We start from the raw sequence: 16,087 nt of genomic DNA on the forward strand, positions 1-16,087 counted from the left end.
CTACTGAAAAAGTCCCCCGATTTCTCGGAGGACTTTTTGCGTTTCCTAACCCGCAAATTTTATTGCTGAATTAATCTTCGGCGGTGGCGTCAACTTTAACGGCGCAGAATTCCTTGGTGTTGATCAACTTTTCAGTGGAGAGAGTGGAGGTGTTGATCAATTCCAGGATGGGGGAGCCGTAGTAGGCGACCCATGCGGTGGTGGCGCTGGCGGCAACCATGTCGTAGGGGTTCTTGCCGATAGCAATGGACTGCTGGACTTCGCCGGAGGTTGTGTTGACCTTGGAGATGGATGCGGCGTCGCCGCGGGACATGACGTACAGTTCGCCGTTGACTACAGCCAGCTTGGAATCCTGATCGAATTCAAGGCCCTTGTCTTCCAAATCAGCGTAGTTGAGGTAAAGCGCTCCATTGGTGTAGTCAGAAACGAATACGTAGGGAATACCCTTGATGACCTTGATGCTATAAGGCTGACGAGTTTCGTATTCGTCCTCTTCTTCATCAGGATTGGAAAGTGCGGTGAGGCTTGTCCCGTCGTAGATATAGGTTCTGATGGCCATGAAGTTCATTCCGTCGCGGTCACCGATGTAGAGAAGTCCGTTTTCTTCATCTAATTCCAGGGAACCGGAAGCATCGGAAATACCGCTAATCTTTGTTACGGAACCTGTGGAAAGATTGATTTCTGAAACACCGACGCTACCATATCCGTAGTAGACGGATACGAAACCCTTGTTGTTTTTCTTGTCTACAACGAAGTCGGTTAAACCGCCGCCCAGCTTGGAACCTGCGATGAATAGGCTGGATTTCTTATTCTTCAAATCAACCTTTTCGATGCCGCGAGTGTTGTCTGCGGGCAAGTTCCAATATGCGTCGTATTCGCCTGCGGTTGCAACGTAAACGTTACCACCAGCGACCTTTACGGCGGAGGGATTTTTGGTGGCCAACTGGATGGTGTCCAAAAGATCGCCTGTAGCTACGTTGTACAAGGCCAGCAAACCGTTGTGATGGAATTCGGTATTGTAGCCGACAGTTGTGGAGCGCTGGAAAATAGCGAACAAAGTGTCGCCGGAAACTTCCAGGTCGGCCAGGTTTGGGGTAGTGCTTTCGTATTCAACAGGCTTTGCGGGTTCTTCGCTGGAGCTGCTTTCTACCGGCTCTTCGGAACTGGAAGAGTCAACGATTTCTTCGGAAGAGCTGGAAGAATCAATAGCTTCTTCAGAAGAACTGGAGGAATCTGCAGTTTCTTCTGCACTGGAGGAAGATTCGTCCTTGCTATCAGAAGATTTGTCGTCCTTTGCTTCGGAGGAACTGGATTTGTCATCATCCTTATCTTCCTTTGCGCTGCTGGAAGATTTGTCCTTGTCTTCCTTTACACTGGAAGAGGACTTGTTGTCTTTCTTGCTGCTGGAGGATGATTTGACGCTGGAAGAGCTTTCGTCTTCATCGTCGAGGCAGTCTTCGGTATCATCGCAGGTGACTTCCGGGCCTACGCCGTTCTTTTTATCGTCGCCACCGCAAGCGCTCATGAACAAGGCGAAACTTGCGACGGTAAGGAGTGATAGGATTTTGCGATTCATGTCGTTTCCTTTTTTTTGGTTTGACATTCCCGGTTTGAACGGGAAATGTGTTGTGGTTAGAAGTTTTGTAAAATCGTGAAGTGCCATTCCCTGCCCGGTGTGGGGTTGGGAGAGTAAATGTTCGTGTAGGTTTCGTCTGAAATGTTCGTGAGGCTAAAAATCAAACGGGTGGATTCCCAGGGGTTGTATCCGAGAGCGGCTTTGTATCTTGCCACGTCGGGCTGGCGAATCTTGTTTCCGCGATCCGTGTAAATATGGGTGCGGTAATTAACGTCAAAAGACAAATCAAAATGGAGGGGGAGGTAGAACTTTCCTTCTACGTAATAGCTGTGAACCGGCTCGCCCGGCAATCGCTTACCTGTGTATAAACGAATCTTGCTTTCGTCACGGGGATCCTGGATGGTGCCGCGCATTGTAGTTTCAAAGAAGTCGGCAGGTTTGCTGTTTAATTCCAGCTCGACACCCTGAATGTTTGCTGCGTCCACGTTGAAAGCCTTCATGGCGTTTGTGCTGACAATCCAATAAATTCCATTTTCCAAACGAGTGTCAAAGTAGGTGGCCCGCAAGGTGCTTTTTTTGGAAGGGCTTTGCACAAATCCGCCAACTTCAAAACGAACGGCGGTTTCGTCTTTCAACTTGGGGTTGGAAAGAACGCCTTGGTAGACTCCGTAAAGTTCCATGAGCTGAGGCTGTCTGTAGAAACGGCCAATACTGATGTTGCCACCGAACCAACTGTCTTTCTTGCCTAGCTTTGCCTGGACCATTCCGGCGTAACTCAAGTCGCGGGTTTCGGCGTCGCTGATGATTGCTGTGCCTGTGGGCATTAAGAATTTTCCACCGTCAATTTCATCGTTAGTCTTAAGGATATTTCCTTCTGCAAAGAGGCTTAGCCATTTCGTAAAGGCGAACTCGCCGTTGGCAGCAATAGATGCTGTGTATCGAGAAACGCCAAAGTCGCGAATGGTGCCGCGGGCGCCCCAGGTTTCGGCGCTAGCCGCTGCACGGATTGTTGCTTCAAGGCGGTCTAGAATCAAGGTTCCGATAAGCTCGGGCACCAAACGGTATCCGGCAAGACCGTAATGAATAAAGTCGGGGTAGCTATAGCCGATGTAATCCAGCGGATAGTAGGATCCAGAAACATTCTTCTCGAATTTGCCTGCCACGCCTGCTTCTAGCAACAGGCATTGCAAAAGCACCGGGGTTTCCAAATGGTATGAAACTTGGGCGTTGTCACCCACGAATTCCGCTACCTTGGTCTGAGAACTTTCATGGCCTGGGTTGCCTGCTTCCGTGTGAGTGATGCTTGCGGAAACGGTGGAAAAATAACCGCCCTTATGAAGAACGCGGTACTGCAGATTTCCAGAGTATTCTGTGAACTCAGCATTTTCTCGCTTGTCCATAAAGTCGTCGTCTTTGTTATAGGCGGTTCCGTTGCGATTTAAAAATTCGTAGTCGTTGTCGCTATGGCGGGCAGAAATTGTTGCAGAGAATTGTACGCTGTCCTTAGGACTTGCAGAAATCTGGGCGGAACCTTCGAAGGAATTGTGGGAACCGATGGTTGCCAGAATGCGCCCGCCCTTGTTCAAGGAATTCTTTGTGATGAAGTTGATGGCTCCGCCAAGACCTGCGCCTCCGAACTTGGCGGGTACGCGATCCTTGTAGACTTCAATGCGTTCTATGTTATTTAAGTCAATGGCGCCCAGGTCGGCTGCTCCACCACCTGCGTCGTTTACGGGAACTCCGTCAATGCAAATCAAAATGTTGCGGGCGGCCACGCCGCGAATGCTTACGGTCTGGAAACTGCCCATGCCGCCTTGCTTGTAGCTTTGAATGCCCGGCAATGCGGAAAGAACTTCTGCTGCGGAAAGACCGCGGCCTTCCCAGGCTTCGGGCTTGATTTCTTCGTAACTGGGAGCTACGTCGGCAGGGGAGGGAGGAGGCTCTACGATTTCGGAGGAACCTAAATCTTGAACGAATTCTTGTGAGGAAACAACGATGCCTTCGTTAGCATCATTTGCGTGGGCTGCGGTTGCCGGGGCAACTCCGAAAGTTGCCATACCCAAAAACACCGCCAGGGCGGTTATGGACCTAGATGTCTCTCGCATCGTTCCTCAACTTTTGCGCAATTCGCGGTGTATCGGAAAGCGGGTGGACCGTGATTCGCGCGACCTGTGTTTTTGCAGTTCTTCTGGCTTGGGGATCATCCTACTTCCGGCTCCTTCGCATGAGGGTTGGCTACCTCACACTGGTTTTGAATTTTACCGGTTTCGTACTCCCATACAGCGGCGGGACCGTCCCGGATTCACACCGGGTTCTCTCCTTTATTTTCTTGCAGGGTACCTGCGACGAAAACAAAGAGCTTTTCAGGGCACAAAAACTTTTGCGTCCAAATTTAGATAAATGATAAAAGGGTGTAAAGTTATATAAAACTTCTATTACGAGTGTGAGCGGCTGTTTTAGCTCTTATTCACTTCGATTCCTAAGCGATTGACCTTGTAGTGCATTACTCTGGGGCTTAAATCAAGATCGCGACCGGCGGCGCTCATATTGCCTTTGTGACGGCGCAGTGCTTCACTGATAATTTCTCGTTCGTAACTGTCGATAAGGGTGGACAGGGGGGAGGTTCCTTCGGGGAGAAGGGCTGTTCCGGAGGTGACATCTGTTTGCAATGTTGGCGGCAAATCGTAGGCGTTGATGGCAACGTCTGTGGTCACGAGGCAGGCGTGCTCAATACAGTTTTCCAATTCACGGACGTTGCCTGGCCAGTGGTAGCTCAGAAGCATGTCGATGGCGGGGGAACTGAGGCGCAAGATTTTCTTGCCGTACTTCAGGTTCATCTTGGCGATGAAATAGTCGGCGAGTAACAAGATATCGGTCTTTCGCTGGGACAAGTCTGTCAGATGGATTTGAAATATGTTTAGACGGTAGTAAAGGTCTTCGCGGAAAAGACCCTGCTGCATCATTTGTTCTAGGTTTCGGGCAGAACTTGCGATGAGGCGGACGTCTGCATTTTGCACGATGTTACTGCCTTGACGGCTGAATTTTCCGTCTTGGATAAATTGCAGGAGCTTGAATTGTGCCGAGGGCGAAAGGTTTGCCACTTCGTCAAGGAACAAAGTTCCTCCGGCGGCTTGTTCTGCTTTGCCGAGGCGTCGGCTGGTGGCGCCTGTGAAGGCTCCGCGTTCGTATCCGAACAATTCACTTTCGAAAGTGTTGGCGCTGTTGATTACTGCACTGCCATTGCTGTCGCTTAAGGTGCTGCAGTTTAGCATCACGAAGGGCTTTTCCTTGCGGTCGGAAAGCTGATGGATGCTTCGGGCCACGTACTCCTTGCCAGTGCCTGCGTTGCCTCGTACAAGAACCAAGGCGATGGATGTGGCGATGTGTCGCACCTGGTCGCGAACCGCTCGCATTTCGCTGGTGTTGCCGATGAGTTCGCCGGGCTTGCCTTTCACCAGGTCGCGAATTTTGTCGCATTCCTCTTGGTGTGCGGAGCTTGCTTCTTGAAATTTTTCTGAAAGAATGGAATGGATTTTGTCTAGTTGGTGCTCACGCTTGCGTACCGAGCGCAATGTCTCGGCAATTTGTGCAAACGTGGAGCTTTCTAGTACGTCAAAATCCATTGTTCCTTGCTTGTGTCATCCCGGCCACCGAGCCGGGATCCCCTAAAAATATTGCTGCGCCGGGGCTAAATGTCTAGGAGTACTCACCCCGACGCAGCCTGTTCTAGGAGAGAAATGTGTCCTAAATATACAAAAAATTTTTAAAATGTTTTACTTTTTTGTAATAAAAACATCGTTCTTTACATTTTTGTAAAGAAATGCTGCGAAAAAAGCCTTTTTTTTTACTGACTTAGCCTCTTTTTCTTCCTAATTTGTGCCTTACACAAGGAAAAATTTTATGAGTTCTTATAGAAAGGATACCATCGCTGAGATTGCCAAGGCCCCTACCGCCCCGGCAATGCCTGCCGCTCCCGTTAACGTGGACTATTACGGCGAAGACGTGTTTAACGCCAATGCCATGAAGGTTTATCTGCCCAAGGATATTTGCAAGAAGTTACTGGCCACCATCGAACAGGGCGCTCCCCTGGATCCGAACATCGCCGGCGAAGTGGCACACGCCATGAAGAAGTGGGCCATGGACCGTGGCGCCACTCATTTTACCCACTGGTTCCAGCCCCTCACTGGATCCACTGCTGAAAAGCACGACTCCTTCTTGGAACCGGAAGGCTGCAACGCCATCATGGTGTTTAGCGGCAAGAATTTGATCGTTGGTGAACCGGACGCATCCTCTTTCCCCAACGGCGGTATCCGTTCTACTTTTGAAGCCCGTGGCTATACTGCCTGGGATCCCACTAGCCCCGCTTTCATCAAGCGTCATGGTAATGGTGCGACCCTTTGCATTCCTACTGCATTTGCAAGCTACACCGGCGAAGCTCTAGACAAGAAGACTCCGCTGTTGCGTTCCCTGCAGGCTCTTTCCAAGTCTACCGAACGCTTGATGGCTTGCTTCAAGGCTGGCAAGAAAAAGACTACCGTTACTCTCGGCGCTGAACAGGAATACTTCCTTATTGATAAGCGTTTCTACCTGCAGCGTCCGGATTTGTACCAAGCTGGTCGCACACTCTTCGGTGCAACTCCTGCAAAGCATCAGCAGATGGATGACCACTACTTCGGTTCCATTCCGTCCCGCATTCTGAACTTCATGAACGAAGTGGAAATGGAACTGTGGAAGCTTGGTATTCCCGCCAAGACTCGTCACAACGAAGTGGCTCCTGCACAGTTTGAACTCGCACCCATGTTCGAAGAAGTGAACTTGGCTTGCGACCATAACATGCAGGTCATGGAAGTACTTCGCAATGTTGCCGACAAGAATGGCTTGGTTTGCCTTCTCCACGAAAAGCCTTTCGCCGGCGTGAACGGTTCCGGTAAGCATAACAACTGGAGTGTTTCCTACGGCAATGCAAACTTGCTGAATCCGGGTACCAATCCTCACGAAAACGCAGTGTTCCTCACTACTCTCTGTGCAGTGATTTATGCTGTGGATTCTCATGCTGATTTGCTCCGCATGACTACTGCTGGCGCAGGCAACGATCATCGTCTGGGCGCAAACGAAGCTCCTCCGGCAATCGTTTCCATGTACCTGGGCGACCAGCTCATGGATGTGATTGAACAGCTTGAACAGGGCGCTCCCAAGTCCAGCAAGCAGGCCGGTGCCATGAAGCTTGGCTCCGATAGTTTGCCGCCGCTGCCCCGCGATGCGACGGACCGTAACCGCACCAGTACCTTCGCCTTTACTGGCAACAAGTTTGAATTCCGCGCACCGGGTTCCAGCCAGTCCTGCTCTGAACCTAACGTGGTTCTGAACACCATCGTGGCCGAAGCTTTCGACATGATTGCAGAACAACTGGAAAAACTTGACGACAAAAATTTCCATTCCGGTCTCCAGAAGGTTCTCCAGAAGATCGTGAAGGATCACAAGCGGGTCATTTTCAATGGCAACGGCTATACCGACGAATGGATCGCCGAAGCAGAACGCCGCGGCCTTCCCAACATCCGCACTTCCCTGGAAGCACTGAAGGCTTTGAAGAACGAAGCCAACATCGCTCTCTTCGAAAAGTACGGCGTCATGAACCGCGTGGAAATGGAATCCCGTTACGAAGTGAATGTGGAAGACTACCACAAGCGCGTTCGCATCGAAGGTGAAATCTGCCGCGACATGGCCAAGAACATTATCTTGCCCAAGGTGGTGGAGGCTTACTCCTGCGCCCTCAAGACAAATGAAATGGCTTTGAACCAGGGGTTCCCTGGTGTGGATGTCTATGTGAAGTCTCTGGGCGAAGGCTGCCGCGACTTGACCGCTGCTGTCTCTAAGATGGAAACTGCATTGGCCGGCGAACATCAGGACATTCTCGCTGCCATGGCAGAAACCCGCAAGATTGTAGACTCCCTCGAAAAGGTTGTTCCCGACGAAATGTGGCCTCTGCCCAAGTATAGAGAGATGATGTTCATTTATTAATGAACATCATGGCCGCCCGTCGAAGGTGGGCGGCAAATGTCTCGTTCATTTATTAATGAACATTGTGACTCGTTGCGCATGTCGTTGCGAACCCCGAAAGGGTGATATAGAATTAAAGAATCCCCGACACTTACAACGAGTGCCGGGGATTTCTTTGTTAATGCCGTTGAACTTTATGCGAACAACCTTACGACGCGCTTGATGCCTGCGATGAAGCGATCGACATCACGTTCAAGAGTGTACACGCCGAAGGAGAGGCGCAGGGTGGCGTCCACGCCGAACCTGTCCATGACAGGTTGAGCGCAGTGGTGGCCACTGCGCACAGCGACATTTTCTTCGTCAAGAATCATGGCGGCGTCGCTGACGGCGATTCCATCAAGCGTTACGCTGATGAGTGCTCCGCGATTCTTGGGGTTGCCGAGAACCTTAATCTGCGGGATGGTTGCCAGCTGCTCCAACGCATACGCGACAATCTTCTCTTCGTGTTCGCGGATGTTGTCCAGGCCAATTTCCTGCAACCATTCTACAGCCTTGCCCAGTCCAATAACTTCGGCAATGGCGGGGGTGCCGGCCTCGAAACGTTCGGGAACGTCAGCGTAAGTTGTTTTTTCAAAGGTGACGTTCTTGATCATTTCGCCACCGCCGTGCCAAGGAGGCATGGAATCCAGAACATCGTACTTTCCGTAAAGTACGCCGATACCGGTGGGGCCATACATCTTGTGGCCGCTGAATGCGATAAAGTCGCAGTCCAGCTTTTGCACGTCGATCTTCAAGTGTGAAGAACTCTGGGCGCAGTCAATGAGGACTTTTGCCTGAGGGGCCAGGCGGCGCACGGTCTTAATAATGTCTTCGATGGGGTTAACGGTGCCTACGGCGTTGCTTACGTGGGTCACGGCCAACATCTTTACTTTTTCAGTGAGCAGCTCCGGCAACTTTTCCAAATCCAAATCGCCGCTGTCCAAAACGGGAATGACCTTGATTTTTGCGCCCTTCATTTCGGCGACAATTTGCCAGCTTACGATGTTGGCGTGGTGTTCCAATCCGCTAATCAGGACTTCGTCGCCCTCGTTGAAGAACTTGCGCCCGTAACTCCAGGCTACCAGATTGATGCTTTCGGTGGTGCCTCGGGTAAAGACGATTTCGCTTTCGGATTTTGCGTTGATGAACTTGGCCACGTTCTTGCGGGTTGCTTCGTATGCTTCGGTTGTTCGGGCGCTCAAACGGTACACGCCGCGCTTTACGGAACTGTAATGTTCGCGGTAGAAGTCATCCATTACGTCAATGACGCAAGCGGGCTTCTGGGTGGTGGCCGTGCTGTCCAAAAAGGCGAGGGGCTTTGCCTCCTTGTCTCCGTTAACAAGCATGGGAAATTCGCTACGAATGTTTTCTGCATCAATCATGGGTGCAAATGTAGGAAAATTTTACAGGTCTCGTCCGTCTCATTTTTCTATATTTGGTGCCGAAAAAATTGGATAGGAAACAAAAATGAAAAACTTTGCATACATTTCCGTACTGGTGGGATCTTTGGTGATGTCTGCGTTTGCCCAGGACGCTCTTCATGAAGCAATCGATGGTGGTGACATCGCTACAGCTCAGAAGATGGTCAAGAAGGGCGAAATCGAAGAAATATACTGCGGCAAGCTTTCCGCTAACGATGCAGTAAAGGTCTACGATAAAATTTTCAAGTCCATGCCCGATGAAAGTTTCGCCGCGTGTCCGAACCAGTTCTCCTACGGCTATGGCGAAAAGGTTTGCGGAAACGCAAAGGCAATGAACGCCTGTACCGAAGTTCTCTCCTACCTCTTGATGGAAGGTTCCGCAGGGAACGTCAATGCCATTGACGCCTTGGATAAGGTGACGAAGGTTGCCTTGAAAACCAAGGCTTTTGCAAAGTCGGTTAAAGAACAAGTCGATACTACGACATGGGTTGCTTGCCCCAAGAAGGGTAAGGATCGTGCCGCCTGCATTGAGGAATGCAAGTCTCAGTCCGATTCCTTGGGTGATGAAGCCCATAGACTGACTTGCGATTCCAAGCCCGAACATTTTGTGGAAACAACAATTTCCGTTTCCAAGCCCTCTCCCCTTTACGAAAAGCTCCGCATAGGTCTTGCCGAAGGTTTCTGGAAGTCTCCCATGTCTGTTGCGGCAAAGTTTGCAACTCTGGCGGGCTCCTATGCAAAGGCGCTTGCCATCGAAGACTCTGCGATTGTGAACAACGATTACATCACCCGCTGGGCTGATACTCACAAGGCTGCTGGCACCGCCTTGCCTGGTGGCGTTCTGTTCCGCTTCTGCTCTGCATGGCAGCCTGCAGTAGATTCTATCCTGAAAGAAAAAGAATTTGAAACCCGTTGCCCGGTCTTTGAATCCTTCGTTGATCCCCGCGATAACCAGAAGTACAAGGTCAAGGATATCAATGGCACCAAGTGGTTTGTCCAGAACCTGAATTTTGCTATTGAAGAAAAGTCTCAGTGCTATGACCGTGAAGACGAAAACTGCAAACTTTATGGTCGTCTTTACAATCACGAAGCGGCTCTGGTTGCATGCCCCGAAGGTTCCCATATTTCCACCGACGAAGAATGGAAGGATTTGGAATCCTATGCTGGTGGTGCAAGCGAAGCTGCAGAAAAACTTCGTAGCAACGGCAGTGATGACTATGCCTTTACGGTCTTGTTTGGCGGCTATGTCAACAAGAATGGAATTCCTGTGATTCTCGGTGAAGGTGCTTACTTCTGGACAGAAAGGGAAACCGCCGATGGCCGCGCCATTGCTCGTTCCATGTTCAGTACCGATCGTGATGTTTCCTCCATGCCGGTGGAAAAATCCTTCTCCATGTCTGTTCGCTGTGTTGTTGATGCTGTGGCCGGCGCTTCCGCCGAGGCCGCAGCAGAAACTCCTGCAGAAGAATAGTCTGTAGAATTTGTTTTGGGTTAGGTTAGGACTGTTTTTGGGAAAACAAAATGGAAGAGAACAAGAAAAATTATGCGCCGACTTGCAGTCGCGAAACTTGGATTGCAAGACAGGCTTTGATGAACAAGGTTCGTCAGTTTTTCGTTTCCAGAAATGTTCTGGAAGTGGAAACGCCGACCCTTTCCAATGCCGGTGGAACAGACCCGCAGCTGGACTACTTTGAAGTTGCTGGAGAAACTCCGCGATTCATGATGACCAGTCCGGAATTCCACATGAAGAGACTTCTGTCTGCTGGCTTTGGGGATATTTTTCAGATAGCCAAGTCCTTCCGTAAGGACGAATTCGGTAGCCATCATAATAATGAATTTAGCATGGTGGAATGGTACCGCGTTGGCATGCCGCAGGAACAGCTGATGGATGAGGTGGAAGCCTTGGTCAGCGAAATTCTTGGTAAGCCTATTAACGCTCGCAGGACCCGTTGGATTGACGCGTTCAAGAAGTACGCCAAGGTAAATCCTTTCTGCCATGACCTTACCAACTTTGTTGTAGCTTGCCAGGTTCACAATGTGCCTGTCCCGGAATCTCCGGAAATGATGAGTCGAGAGGACTGGTGGGACTACTTGATGGTCTTCATTATTGAGCCGGCCTTGGCAAGCAATGGTCCGGAATTCATTATGGATTACCCGCCTTCTCAGGCGGCTCTCGCACAAACATACAAGGATGATGAGGGCTACACTTGGGCTCGTCGCTTTGAATTGTTTGTGGATCAAGTTGAACTGTGTAACGGCTATACCGAATTGACGGATGCAGTGGAACAGCGTCGTCGTTTCGAGGCGGATCTGGAAATTCGTCGCAAGATGGGCAAGCCTCTGCCTCCTGTTGATGAAAATTTCCTTGAAGCCTTGGATGCTGGAATGCCCGCTTGTTCCGGTGTTGCTCTTGGCTTGGACCGTCTCTTTATGCTGGCTTTGGAAAAGCCGGAAATTGCAGACGTGATTCTGTTCCCTAGCCCCATAGCCTAGTGGTCTAGTACAAATAAATTAAAAAAGGCCGTTGCGACAGAGCAACGGTCTTTTTTATTTAAGCAATTTCTTGATGGAACCTCTCATGTCATCTTCTTCAAAGATGCCTGAGTGGATTTGAACTATGCTGTCTTGATCGTTTACTAAATAGGTTACGGGAAGAACGCCGGGGTTTCCAAGAATATTCATCAAATCGTAGTTCCAGTGAACCACGGTCCATTGAAGTTTTTGCTTCTTTTTGAACTTGGCTGCGATTTTCACATTGTCGTCTTCACTGACCATAAGGACCTTGAAACCTTGACCGCTGAATTCGTCGTGTAGTTTTTTCAACATGGGAATTTCTGCCATGCAGGCCGGACACCAGCTGGCACTCAAGGTAATGAGGGTAGCCTTCCCCTTTTCATCCTGGTAGGTGGTTTTCCCGCCGTCCACATTAATTGCGGTGAAGTTTTCTATATGGCCGGGCAGGACCGTGAAATGGCTGTCGGCAATCTTGCGATTCAGGTACAAATAGCCAAAAACGCCGATCAGGGCGGCAAGTACCAGAATTTTTATACGTGAAGAGGCCATATCTAAGTTGAATTTATGAAATTTTCGCCCGTTTTAATGTTATATTCTTGGATATGGCATATAATATTCAAGATCTTCTTTCTGAAATGGTTAAAAGAGGCGCTTCCGACTTGCATATCACTGCAGGCGCACCTCCTCTTATTCGTCTTCACGGTAACTTGACTCCCATTGGCGAGAACAAGCTGAAGCCGGACGAAACCATGCGAATGACTTACAGTTTGATGAACGAAATGCAGAAGAAGTCCTTCGAACAGAACAAGGAATGTGACTTCTCTTTCGGTATTGCAAATTTGGCCCGTTTCCGTGCTAACGCCTATTTGCAGCGTGGTTGCGTTGCCTTGGCCCTTCGTATCATTCCGCTGGACATCAAGACCTTTAAGGAACTTGGCTTGCCGAAGATCATGGCTGAGTTTACCACTCGTCCTTCTGGCCTGGTTCTTGTGACAGGTGCTACCGGTTCCGGTAAGTCTACTACCTTGGCTGCAATGATCGACAAGATCAACAAGGAACGTCACGACCATATTCTTACTGTTGAAGATCCTATTGAATTTTTGCACAAGCATCAGGGCTGTATGATCAACCAGCGTGAAGTGGGTAGCGATACCAATAGCTTCTCCGATGCTCTTAAGATGGCTCTTCGTCAGGACCCGGACGTGGTTCTCATCGGCGAAATGCGTGACCTGGAAACCATCCGTGCTGCTTTGACCATTGCCGAAACGGGTCACTTGGCTTTTGCAACCTTGCATACCAACTCCTGTGTTCAGACCATTAACCGTGTGGTGGATGCTTTCCCCAAGGGTGAGCAGCAGACCGTTCGTACCCAGCTTTCCTTTGTGCTCCAGGGCGTTATATGCCAGACCTTGGTGCCGAAGATTGGTGGTGGCCGCGTGATGGCTTACGAAGTTATGAACGTGACCCCGGGTATTCGCGCCCTAATCCGTGATGACAAGGTTCACCAGATTGAATCCATGATTGAAATCGGTCAGAAGTTCGGTATGAACACCATGAATATGTGTCTCTGCGAACTTGTCAAGAACCACAAGGTCGACCGTTTCGAAGCTCTTTCCCGTTCTCCCAGTCCGGACCAGCTGGAACAGCTGTTCGTGAAGGAAGGTGTGTAATAAATGGCTGAATTTTTGTACAAGGCTACCAACACTGCCGGTAATAAGTTCGAAGGCACTCTCGAGGCAAAGGACAAGGCTGAAGCTGAAGCCCTGTTGATGCGTCGTCGCTTGATTATTGAAAGCCTTAAGAAGAAACCTACGGAAATTAAGCTCCCGTTTGGTGGCGGCATCAAGGCTGCCGACATTTCCCGTTTTACCCGAATGTTCTCTTCCATGAGCTCTGCAGGTCTTCCCATGTTGCAGTGCTTGAACATTCTGGAGGAACAGTGCGAAAACCCCGATTTGAAGGCTGTGGTCCACAAGGTGACCATGTCCATTAACGGCGGTTCTTCCTTGGCTGACGCCTTGTCTCAGCATCCGAAGGTGTTCTCATCCCTGTACACCAACATGGTGGCTGCTGGTGAAGCTGGTGGTATCTTGGATGGCATTCTTGCTCGTCTGGCAGACACCTTGGAAAACAGTGAACGTTTGAAGCGTAAGGTGAAGAAGGCTTTGACCTATCCGGTCATGTTGATTGTTGTGGGTATCGTTGTGGTGATCGCCTTGATGACCTTCGTGGTGCCGACCTTCGCAGAACAGTTTGCTGCCTTGGATGCAGAACTCCCTGCTCCGACCCAGGTGGTGATGAATATTTCTGACTTCCTCCGCGATAACGGTTTGTTCCTGTTTATTGCTGTGGTTATAGTTGCGGTTGCATACAAGATGGCTATGAAGGTCCCTGCGGTAAAATTTGCGTGGGACGGAATGATGCTTAAGGTTCCTAAACTAGGAGACCTTCAGATTAAATCCGCTACTGCAAGTTTCGCCCGTACGTTGGGTACTTTGCTCAACGCCGGTGTGTCCGTGATGGACTCCTTGAAGGTTGTGGCTTCTACTGTTTCGAATAAAGTTGTGGAAAAGGCCATCAACAAGATTTCCATCGGTATCGCCGGTGGTAAATCCATTGCAGAACCTATGACTGAAGTCGGTATTTTCCCGCCCATGGTGATTCAGATGACTGGCGTGGGTGAAAAGACCGGTAACCTTGGCGGCATGCTTTTGAAGCTGGCTGACTTCTATGATGAAGAAGTGGATGCTGCTGTGGATGGCGTCGTGGGCATGATGGAACCCTTGATCATCGTGTTCCTCGGTGGTGCTGTGGGTGGCTTGCTCATCGCAATGTATATGCCGATGTTCTCCATGGGCGACGCTGTTAAGGGCTAAAAAACTTCGCGATACTTCGTCATGGTTTGGCTCACGTACGTTTAAGTACGCTACGCCAAACCATTCCTTGTCTCACTCGTTTTTGCAAAGCATCGCGATACTTCGTCATGGTTTAGCTCACGTACGTTTAAGTACGCTACGCCAAACCATTCCTTGTCTCACTCGTTTTTGCAAAGCATCGCAATAGTTCGTCACGGCTCCGCTCACGTACGTTTAAGTACGCTTGTTTTACCAGGAACTTGTTAGATTGGTTCGGTGGTTGTGATTAAAAACAAATGAAAAATCGCTACACTTGATACAGTTTGCATAACCTAGATATTGGGACGCTTGCGTCCCTTTATTTTTTTGAATAATTTATGGAAAAACGAGGTAAGACTATGAATAAGAAACTCCTTCTCCCCTTGGCTTTCGGCCTTTGCGCAGGCTTCTTCACTGCTTGCGGTGACGACAATGGCAACAATCCTGATAATGGACAGATTTCTGATTTGTCTAGTTCTTCAGCTATTCTTCCTGTGGATCCTTTTAGCTCCTCCTCTGAGGTTCTTGGCTCTAGCGCATCCATGCTTCCGGGCTCTAGCACTTCCTTGATTCCAGGCTCTAGCGCATCTGACATTGTTCCCCCGGTTCCGTCTGAAGGAGCTCCGGCTGTACCTACCATCGGTGCAGATGGCTTTGCCTCACATTGGGTTCGTTCTGATGAAGGTCTTGTCACTTTCCCGGAAAACGTTTCCGTTCCTGTAGACAACTTTGCTGATTTCACCTACTACGGTGCAGAGCTTACCGGCTTAGACCAGTTCCACTATGGTCGTTTCGAAGCCCGCATGAAGATGGTTTCTATTCCGGGCTCTGTTAGCTCCATGTTCCTCTACTATGATGATTCCTGGAAGAAAGGTGATTATGTTTGGAATGAAATTGATATCGAAATTCTTGGTAAGAATCCGGGCGTGTGGCAGTCGAACCTGATTACCCGTCATTCTGACGAAGAAACCGGTAAGAAGACCAGTAATACGACTTCCGAAGCCAAGCACCAGTATGGCTTTGATGCAACGGCAGATTTCCATCTGTATGCGATGATCTGGACTCCGGAATATATCTCCTGGGAAATCGACAGTGTTGAAGTTCGTCGTGACTACGTTGGTGAAAAGAAGGGCCAGGTGGAATTCATGACTGAAGAACAGTCCCTCCGTTTCAACCTCTGGGCTGCAAAGAGCACTGCCTGGGTTGGCAAGTTCACAGGCGCTGAATTGGCTGATGGTCCCAAGGCCCAGTGGATTGATTACGTTCGCGTGTACAAGTATGATGAAGCAACAAAGACCTTTGCCCTTGATTGGCAGGATGACTTTGACGGAACAGACCTTTCCGATCATTGGGCTACGGGTAACTGGGAAATGGAACATGTCATGCTTTCTCCCAGCAATGTGGTCGTGGAAGATGGCTATTGCAAGTTGTTGATGTCTCGCGAATAGTTTACAAGAGTCTCTCCTAACTATCGAAGGTCCCGGTGTTAAATCGGGGCCTTTTTGCATGTTAACCCTGCATCGGGGGCTGCGAATATGACTTTAAAAATTCTATCTTTTCCGCTGTAAAATTATAAAGGGACACAATATGCCTACTATGACTTCTGCGCAAGTGCGCGAATCCTTTATCAAGTTCTTTGAATCCAA

At 49.6% G+C, this 16,087-nt stretch carries 11 protein-coding genes and 1 riboswitch; of the genes, 6 read left to right on the forward strand and 5 right to left on the reverse strand.

The window, feature by feature from the left end; genetic code table 11:
- Window positions 1–70: 70 nt before the first annotated feature.
- The 3 genes from MJZ25_11460 to MJZ25_11470 form a co-directional block, all read right to left on the reverse strand.
- Window positions 71–1,576: a hypothetical protein gene (locus MJZ25_11460; GenBank protein MCQ2124793.1), complete on the reverse strand. Its 1,506-nt coding sequence runs from the start codon at window positions 1,574–1,576 to the stop codon at window positions 71–73.
- A 56-nt stretch (window positions 1,577–1,632) separates the two neighbouring features.
- Entirely contained in the window at window positions 1,633–3,633 is a 2,001-nt protein-coding gene (locus MJZ25_11465) for a TonB-dependent receptor (GenBank protein MCQ2124794.1), read from the reverse strand.
- Between the two features lie 103 nt (window positions 3,634–3,736).
- Window positions 3,737–3,942: riboswitch (cobalamin riboswitch) on the reverse strand.
- Window positions 3,943–4,032: 90 nt separating this feature from the next.
- Window positions 4,033–5,199: a sigma-54 dependent transcriptional regulator gene (locus tag MJZ25_11470; protein ID MCQ2124795.1), complete on the reverse strand. Its 1,167-nt coding sequence runs from the start codon at window positions 5,197–5,199 to the stop codon at window positions 4,033–4,035.
- Window positions 5,200–5,476: 277 nt separating this feature from the next.
- Here MJZ25_11470 and MJZ25_11475 point away from each other — a divergent pair, with 277 nt between their 5' ends.
- Entirely contained in the window at window positions 5,477–7,594 is a 2,118-nt protein-coding gene (locus MJZ25_11475; protein MCQ2124796.1) for a glutamine synthetase III, read from the forward strand.
- Window positions 7,595–7,767: 173 nt separating this feature from the next.
- On the opposite strand, the gene MJZ25_11480 is transcribed toward MJZ25_11475, so the two are convergent.
- Complete coding sequence (locus tag MJZ25_11480; GenBank protein ID MCQ2124797.1) at window positions 7,768–8,994, reverse strand: cysteine desulfurase; 1,227 nt, start codon at window positions 8,992–8,994, stop codon at window positions 7,768–7,770.
- Between the two features lie 85 nt (window positions 8,995–9,079).
- Between MJZ25_11480 and MJZ25_11485 the strand changes: the two genes are divergently transcribed.
- Together MJZ25_11485 and genX are read left to right on the forward strand one after the other, a co-directional pair.
- Window positions 9,080–10,504 (forward strand): hypothetical protein, encoded by a 1,425-nt coding sequence (locus MJZ25_11485; protein ID MCQ2124798.1) that lies wholly within the window; start codon window positions 9,080–9,082, stop codon window positions 10,502–10,504.
- Window positions 10,505–10,554: 50 nt separating this feature from the next.
- Window positions 10,555–11,526: an EF-P lysine aminoacylase GenX gene (genX, locus tag MJZ25_11490; GenBank protein ID MCQ2124799.1), complete on the forward strand. Its 972-nt coding sequence runs from the start codon at window positions 10,555–10,557 to the stop codon at window positions 11,524–11,526.
- A 54-nt stretch (window positions 11,527–11,580) separates the two neighbouring features.
- Here the strand turns inward: genX and MJZ25_11495 are convergent, their stop codons facing one another.
- On the reverse strand, window positions 11,581–12,096 hold the full coding sequence (locus tag MJZ25_11495; GenBank protein MCQ2124800.1) for a TlpA family protein disulfide reductase: 516 nt from the start codon (window positions 12,094–12,096) through the stop codon (window positions 11,581–11,583).
- A gap of 53 nt (window positions 12,097–12,149) precedes the next feature.
- Between MJZ25_11495 and MJZ25_11500 the strand changes: the two genes are divergently transcribed.
- The 3 genes from MJZ25_11500 (at window position 12,150) to MJZ25_11510 (ending at window position 15,889) form a co-directional block, all read left to right on the forward strand.
- A complete protein-coding gene (locus MJZ25_11500; protein ID MCQ2124801.1) occupies window positions 12,150–13,217 on the forward strand; it encodes a type IV pilus twitching motility protein PilT in 1,068 nt (355 codons plus the stop codon).
- Between the two features lie 3 nt (window positions 13,218–13,220).
- Window positions 13,221–14,423: a type II secretion system F family protein gene (locus tag MJZ25_11505; GenBank protein ID MCQ2124802.1), complete on the forward strand. Its 1,203-nt coding sequence runs from the start codon at window positions 13,221–13,223 to the stop codon at window positions 14,421–14,423.
- 377 nt (window positions 14,424–14,800) lie between these two features.
- Window positions 14,801–15,889, forward strand: coding sequence for a glycoside hydrolase family 16 protein (locus MJZ25_11510; protein ID MCQ2124803.1), 1,089 nt, complete (start codon window positions 14,801–14,803; stop codon window positions 15,887–15,889).
- Window positions 15,890–16,087 lie beyond the last annotated feature (198 nt).

The organism is Fibrobacter sp. (genome assembly GCA_024399065.1).
Taxonomy (GTDB): Bacteria; Fibrobacterota; Fibrobacteria; order Fibrobacterales; family Fibrobacteraceae; genus Fibrobacter.